This window comes from Myxococcales bacterium, assembly GCA_016706225.1.
Classification (GTDB): Bacteria; Myxococcota_A; Polyangia; order Polyangiales; family Polyangiaceae; genus JADJKB01.
The window spans coordinates 1,348,966-1,355,419 of sequence record JADJKB010000003.1 but is presented as its reverse complement, the minus strand read 5'-3'; the positions used below and the strand labels follow the sequence as shown (position 1 = coordinate 1,355,419).

Annotated in this window: 6 protein-coding genes and 1 pseudogene; 2 read left to right on the top strand and 5 right to left on the bottom strand. The window is 66.9% G+C overall.

Annotated features, from left to right (window positions below):
- The 4 genes and pseudogenes from IPI67_07680 to IPI67_07665 all read right to left on the bottom strand — a co-directional run bounded on the left by IPI67_07680 (position 1) and on the right by IPI67_07665 (position 2,745).
- A pseudogene (locus IPI67_07680) lies at positions 1–1,013 on the bottom strand (RtcB family protein).
- Between the two features lie 150 nt (positions 1,014–1,163).
- Complete coding sequence (locus tag IPI67_07675) at positions 1,164–1,517, bottom strand: archease (GenBank protein ID MBK7580073.1); 354 nt, start codon at positions 1,515–1,517, stop codon at positions 1,164–1,166.
- A gap of 31 nt (positions 1,518–1,548) precedes the next feature.
- Positions 1,549–2,124, bottom strand: a complete 576-nt coding sequence (locus IPI67_07670) for a Uma2 family endonuclease (GenBank protein MBK7580072.1) — start codon at positions 2,122–2,124, stop codon at positions 1,549–1,551.
- Between the two features lie 39 nt (positions 2,125–2,163).
- Positions 2,164–2,745, bottom strand: coding sequence for a hypothetical protein (locus IPI67_07665; protein ID MBK7580071.1), 582 nt, complete (start codon positions 2,743–2,745; stop codon positions 2,164–2,166).
- 500 nt (positions 2,746–3,245) lie between these two features.
- On the opposite strand from IPI67_07665, the gene IPI67_07660 reads away from it, so the two are divergent.
- Complete coding sequence (locus tag IPI67_07660; protein MBK7580070.1) at positions 3,246–4,343, top strand: hypothetical protein; 1,098 nt, start codon at positions 3,246–3,248, stop codon at positions 4,341–4,343.
- Positions 4,344–4,883: 540 nt separating this feature from the next.
- Here IPI67_07660 and IPI67_07655 read toward each other — a convergent pair.
- Positions 4,884–5,147 carry a hypothetical protein gene (locus tag IPI67_07655; GenBank protein MBK7580069.1) on the bottom strand — a complete coding sequence of 88 codons (264 nt, stop codon included), beginning with the start codon at positions 5,145–5,147 and terminating at the stop codon, positions 4,884–4,886.
- Between the two features lie 59 nt (positions 5,148–5,206).
- Between IPI67_07655 and IPI67_07650 the strand changes: the two genes are divergently transcribed.
- Positions 5,207–6,127, top strand: a complete 921-nt coding sequence (locus IPI67_07650; protein MBK7580068.1) for a transposase — start codon at positions 5,207–5,209, stop codon at positions 6,125–6,127.
- The last annotated feature ends 327 nt before the right edge of the window (positions 6,128–6,454 follow it).

Here is a 6,454-nt window from a genome sequence, read left to right as displayed (position 1 = left end):
CGCGCGTGGCGCCCTTGCGGTGCAAGAGCACGCGGCGCGACTCGCCGTCGACGAGGTGGTCCTCGATTTTGCGATGTTGTGACAGACGTCGTACAGCAGCCGCGCGTCGACGTCGTCCACCGGCACACCCAGCGCGCGTCCAACGCGCCGATGGCGAGGCCGGTCATCACCTGGCGGTTGGCCCAGGCGAAGTTGGCCGCCGCTTGTATCGCGCCGAGACATTTTCGTCCGGACGTCGGACGAGATCGGCGCCGGCCAGCTGCCGATCGGGCAGCGCCGCGGTAGTCGGGACCGTACTGCGTGTTGGAACGCGACAGGTCGTGCAGCGCCCGTCGCAAACCTGGTGTCCGAGTCCGCGGGAGCCGGAGTGCACCATCAAAGCCAGCTCGCCGACCCGCAAACCGAACGCCGCGGCCGCCTCCGCGTCGTAGAGATCTCGGCGACCCGCCGCACTTCGGAGGAAGTGATTCCCGCTGCCCAGCGTCCCGACTTGGTCCGCGCCCCGCTCGCGGGCGCGCTCGCTCACGGCGTCGGGGTCTGCGCCGGCGAGACGGCCGCCTTCCTCACACTGCTCGGCGTCGTCCGCCCCAGCGCGATATCCCCGCGCAATGGCCCGACCGCCCTTTCTGGTCATCACCTTCTCCAGCTCCTGCTTCGGCAGCTTCGATGGCGTGGTTGGCGCCGACGCCGGTGGGGATGGCCGCGATCAGCTGCTTCACGATCTCTCCCATGCGCGGTCGCACGTCAGCGACGTGCAGCCTGGTCGTGATGACTCGGCAGCCGCAGTTGATGTCGTAGCCGACGCCGCCGGGGCTGACGGCGCCACTCTCGGCGTCGACCGCCGCGACACCGCCGATCGGGAAACCGTAACCCCAGTGGATGTCGGGCATCGTGAGGCTGTGGCCGACGATGCCGGGCAGGTAGGCGACGTTGGCCACCTGCTCGAGAGCCTGGTCGGCTCGCACGCGCTCGAGCTGGGTCCCTGCCAGGTAGACGCGGCCCGACACCTTCATGGCGCCACCGCGCTTTGGGATCTCCTACAGGAACGGACTCCAGCTGGCGGAGGTCGATGCTCATGCCTCTCCATCACACGTCGAAGCACCACCGACGCCACGTAGCCGTCGGCGTGAGGCTCGGAAGCGGGCGGCGTGAGCGTCACCGCCTCAGCACAGCCCCGCCGCGCAACTCGGTGGCCGCCCCCCGGACCACCCGCCCTCGGGGCCGCGCCCGGCCCCGGGCGGCGACCCGCCGCTTCCCGCCGGGCTGCCCTCGGTGTCGAACACGAAGAGCACCATTCGGAGTACGTCGATGGCGCTGTCGACGAGGCTGTCGGCCTGCACCCGAACGGTGCGCGAGCTCGTGGCTTCGACCGGGCCGCCGCCGGTGACCAGATCGGTGAACGCCAGGATCAACCTCGCCAGCGTTTCTTCCTTGGAGCGGCCGGTCACGACCACGCCGGCGTCGGCGGTGTGATCGAGCTCCTCGTAGGGCTGGGGGCGTTGGTAGCGCTCGGGCATCGGGTCGGGCAAATCATACGCGCGCCCTGAGTCAGTCGGGATCTTCGCCGAACAGCAGCCCCACCCTGAGCGCCACCGCATCGAATGGCGGCGCGCTCACGACCTCGCCCTGCTTGGCCTGGAGCGCCACCGCGTATTGTGCACCTTCGAGTCGGTACACGGTCAGGATCTTCCGTTCCGGATCGCCGATCCAGTAGAACGGCACTCCGCTGGTCGCGTAGACGCGGAACTTGTCCACCTGATCGGTGGCCGCGTTGCTGCTCGACAAAATCTCGCACACCCAGTCGGGGCGCACGCGCACCGGGCGTCCGCTAGGGCGCTCCGGCAGCCGCTCGCGCCTCCAGCCACACACGTCCGGGCGATACACGTCATGCGCGGCGAGCTCGATGTCCACCTCGGTGAGGATCCACCAACCCCCCGGTCCGCCTTGGCCGCTCTTGCGATGGAACTCGGGGCGCAGGAACGCGGCGAGCGCGGCCTGCGCGTCCGCGTGCTCCCCACTCGGGTCCGCCTTGTAGACCAGCGTGCCGCCCACGATCTCGGCGGAGACGTCGCCCAGCGCCTCGAGATCGACGAAGGTCAAAAGCCGTGGAGCTGCGCTCGACACGCAGCCAGCTTAGCACCACCGGGCGGACTGATGCCTTGCTCACTGGGTGCAGTGGTGCCCGGTCCCCCAGATGAGGCCCATGCCACCACAGTCGGTAGACTGGAAGGGCGTCCCCGCGCGCGGCCCGCTGTCGCAAGTACAGGTGTACGGGCCACCCTCGGGACCGTGGCAGAGCGAGCTCAGCTCCGCGCACTTGATCGTACAAGCGATGTCTGTGTAGCCCGGCACGCCGAGGCCCACCGCACACAAGGGCGATAGCTTCGTGTAGCAGGAGAAGAACGCGTCGTTCAGGTCGGTGCAGTCCGCGTCGATGTAGGGGGATGGCTCGCTACCATTGGTCAGAGTGCCACAGCCGACCGCAGCGGGACTCGCGCACTTCAGGTAAGCGTGGAGCTCTGGCTGGCAGCCCTCCTGCTCGGCGAAGCCGACGCGCTCATGCAGGTCGTCCAGACAGCGTTGCTCGGTGTCCGGCTTTGCGCAGTCCACGGCGGCCTGCTTCTCGCAGAGCAGCGTGATGAGCGCTTCGACGCTGGGCTCGGCGGCGGGCTCGTCCGACCCGCCGCAGCTTCCGGAGACCGCGGCGCAAACGGCAACGAGCCCTGCTCGGATGCGCTGGACCATGCCGGAAGCGTAGCACTCAGGCGTCTAGCCCAACCAAAGGCAACGTGCGAAACTAGCGGAGCGGATGGCCTCGCGGAAGTTAACGGAACGTCGCTTATGCGATCTTTGGGTTCCGTTGCGAACGGAACGAGGGGCTCTGTGAGCAAGGTCGCAGAGTCACTCGAGGCGTTGCGAGAGGCTCTCGAACTCGAGCTCGAAGCCCTGGCCTTGCTTGGTGCCGGAGCGTGAGCCGCTGGGGTTCGCCGGTACTTCGCGTGCTTGCCCTGGTTTGCACGGCGGCCGGTTGCTCCGCGGAGGAGTCCAATGGGCACGGCGCTGGTGGAGCCGGAGGCGCCGGATCCGGCGGTACCGGTGGAGCAGGAGGGGATTCCGGGAGTCCGCTTTGCGTTGACCTTCGGATCACTGGGGATCTGCTGCCGAGCCCACTCAGTTGGGCTCAGCAGCCTCAACCGTTGCCCGGCGGCTTGTGGACGTCTGGAACCGCCGTACACGTCGCGTGGATGGCGTACGAGTGGGACGGCAAACCGGGCGGACAGACCTTTGCGTGGCTCGTCGTGAGCACGTTCGCCGAGGACACAGGGATTGCGGTCGGCCAGGATCTCCATTCTGTTTTTCCGCCGGGGATCACGACGAACGAAGCCGTCATCGAGTCCGTGGCGGGTAGGTCTGATGGGCTGTTCTCAATCGGATACGACTATCCGGAAGGCACGGTTCGGAAACAGTTCGCATCGCTCGGGCGTGTCGGAGTGGAGAAACTAGCTGTGACCGTCGAAATTCCCAGCGACGGCGACCCGACTCAGCTTGCAGACCAGACCGCTGCGGCGTGGGATGGCGAGGCTTTCGCCATGCACGCTTACGGTGCGCCGCCGCAGTTCACGCTACACGTCGCCAGGGTCAGCGAAAGCGGGGCGGTCCTCCTTCCCTTCAAGCAGTTTGGACAGACCGTCAACGTCAACTACATTCTCGACGGGCACGTGACCAGCACCAATGCCGAGAGCGGCCGAACCTACGTGTTCGACTCCTTCAGCGAAAGTATCCTCAACGGTCACCTGCGCACGGGAGAGTCCTTCACGAGTGGGCCTCAGAAGATCCAGGCGGTGGGGCTTCCTCCCACTTCGTCCGCCAACATGGCAGTTGTTTCCGCAGATTCAAGCGGTGCGTGGCTGGGATGGACCCAGTGGAGTGAGACAGAATCTGGGAAACGCGATGCAATTGTCCAGAGAGTCGACAGCGGCGGAAAGCCCTCCGGCGACGCCGTGCTCTTTTCAACCGAGATCGCGAAACCGCTCGGGGACCCCAGCGGGGTTTGGGAGTGGGCGATTTCATCGCAAGGGGGGACAGACGCTCTGGTCGTGGCCGCGACGCATGAAGGCATATATTCGAAGCAGATCACCAACGGCATCCCGAAGGACGCCGTGGTGGTGCTCGATGGCAATGGCGCGCCAGAGCTCGACGCGCGCGACTTTGAGATTGTCGAAGCGCAGGATGAGCGCTGGGTGTTTTTCTCCGAGAAGCACCAAGGCTACGTGCAGATTCTCCGGGTACTCAAACTGGCTGAAGGCTGCGTTTATCCTGCAGCGCTCGGAGCGCCCGAATGAGCGATCGCCGGGGCGGTAGCCATACCGTCTCGGGCGCGGAGCGACGCGTCCGGAGTACGCCGCGCTCCAGAGGCCGTAGTGTTCGAAAGCCCAGCCCACGAAATCGCCGCCGCTTTTGTGGCAATGAGGCTCCCTCTGCAGCAGCCACTCGGCCGCATTCGCACTCGCAGACCGCACGCCGTAGGCGCCGCGCACTTGCCCGAGCGCCTGACGCATCGCCAGAAACAGGCTCGCCGCGCCGGCGTCGAGCGCACGATTGATCAGATGCGCGACGATCTCGGTGTCGGTGTCGCTGGTGAAGCGCACGCCGCCCTTCTGCAGCTCTTGCTTCAGCCGAGCCGGCGTCCAGGTGTCAGGCTGACGGATTACCCCAGCTGCGGCGCCGAACATTCTAGAGCCAGCGTGGTGCAGTTGCACACCGCGAAACCATTCGCTTTTCACCTTCTTCCCGCGCGCCCATACTTCCGCGCCCGCGCGTGCTCTGCTGAGTGACCGATCAGCGACGCCGGGATGCGCGGCGCGTGGAATCGTGCGTGGGGCTCAGGCGAGAGTCTTCTTGAACGCGGCCGGGGTCACCGCCTCGAGCGGAAGCGCGAAGACATCGCGGTGGGTCCCGAGGCGCTCGAAGGCCCAGGCGAGATAGGCCTGCGCGGGGACACCTTGAGCCCGACAGGTGGCGATGATGCCGAGGAGCACGCAAGCGCGGTGGGCGCCTTCTGTGCTGCCCGCGAAAAGCATGTTGAGGCGCAGCTTGGCGACGTTCTGGAACTCGCGCTCGGTGGGAGAGTTGTCGATGGGGACCAACGGGTCGTCGACGAAGCGGAAGAGCGCTCCCCTTCCTCACCAACGACGACGTCGCCGACGTGCTCCAGATCGCACGCACGCGCATCATTGCGCTCCTGCGACGCAAGGGTGTGATCTCGGACGACGACGAGAGCGGCGCGAGCGTCGTCACCGCGGACGCGACGCTCGCAGACACGGAGCCCGCGCTTGCCGAGCTCGCAGTGGCGTCCACCCTGGGCGCCGTTCCCGCCGGTCCCGCGTTGCACCGACGAGATCCCATCAAGCTACGAGCCGATAGCGAGCTCATGCACACCAAAGCCCTGTGCCCCCCGTCGGGGATCACGAAGCGCGTCGCCGCCGAGCACGGCTTCACGTTGCACGCCGCGACTACCGCGAGCGCAGGCGACACCGCGGGAAGAGAGGCCCTCTGCAAGTACATCCTGCGCCCGCCGATCGCCCACGATCGCATCCAGCTCGTCGCCGACGACCTGGTGAGGCTGACCCTGAAGAAACCGTTCAGCGATGGAACTTTTGCAATCGATCTAGACCCTCTGTCCTTTCTGGCGCGGCTCGCGACGGCCGTGCATCCTCCGCGTTTCAATACCGTCAGGTACGGTGGAGTTCTTGCGGCCGCCAGCAAATGGAGATCGCGCGTCGTTCCGCCGCCACCACCGATCGACGAGAAGGCGGACGACGACTGCGCGACATGCACCGCGAAGAAAGACAAGCCGCCCACGCATCGCTGCGGATATCGGCCGTGGAAAGCCTTGCTCCGGCGCAGTTTCAAAATCGACGTCGAGCTCTGTGAATGCGGCGGCCGCATGAAGATCAAGGCGCTCGTCATGACCAGCGCTGGCATCGACCGATACCTCCGCTGGCTCGGCGAGCCGACCGATCCGCCGACGCTCGCCCCCGCCAGGGGCCCGCCGTTCTTCAAGAGCGTCGTCATCCGCCGCAAGCTCGGTGAGCCGGTGCAGGCGGAGCTGTTCGACACGCATTGACGCGCGCTCGAGATGGCCGGGATCCGCCCGCGCCAGCCCCGCGCCAGCGGTCAACCGGCGGTCAACCGGCGATGACGACGCGCCGGCGTCTAGCCCAACCAAAGGCAACGTGCGAAACTAGCGGAGCGGATGGCCTCGCGGAAGTTAACGGAACGTCGCTTGGACGAAGCCGCTGCGCGGCAGCTGTTCCGGGCGGATGAGGCCGTCGCGCGCGTGAGCGCGAGCGCCTGACCGAGCTGAGGCGCGGAGGCGAGGTCCGAGTGCCCGGGATCTCCGGGACGTTCCGCTTGTGCGCGCGTTTTGACGCTCGGTCGCACCCGGCGACGT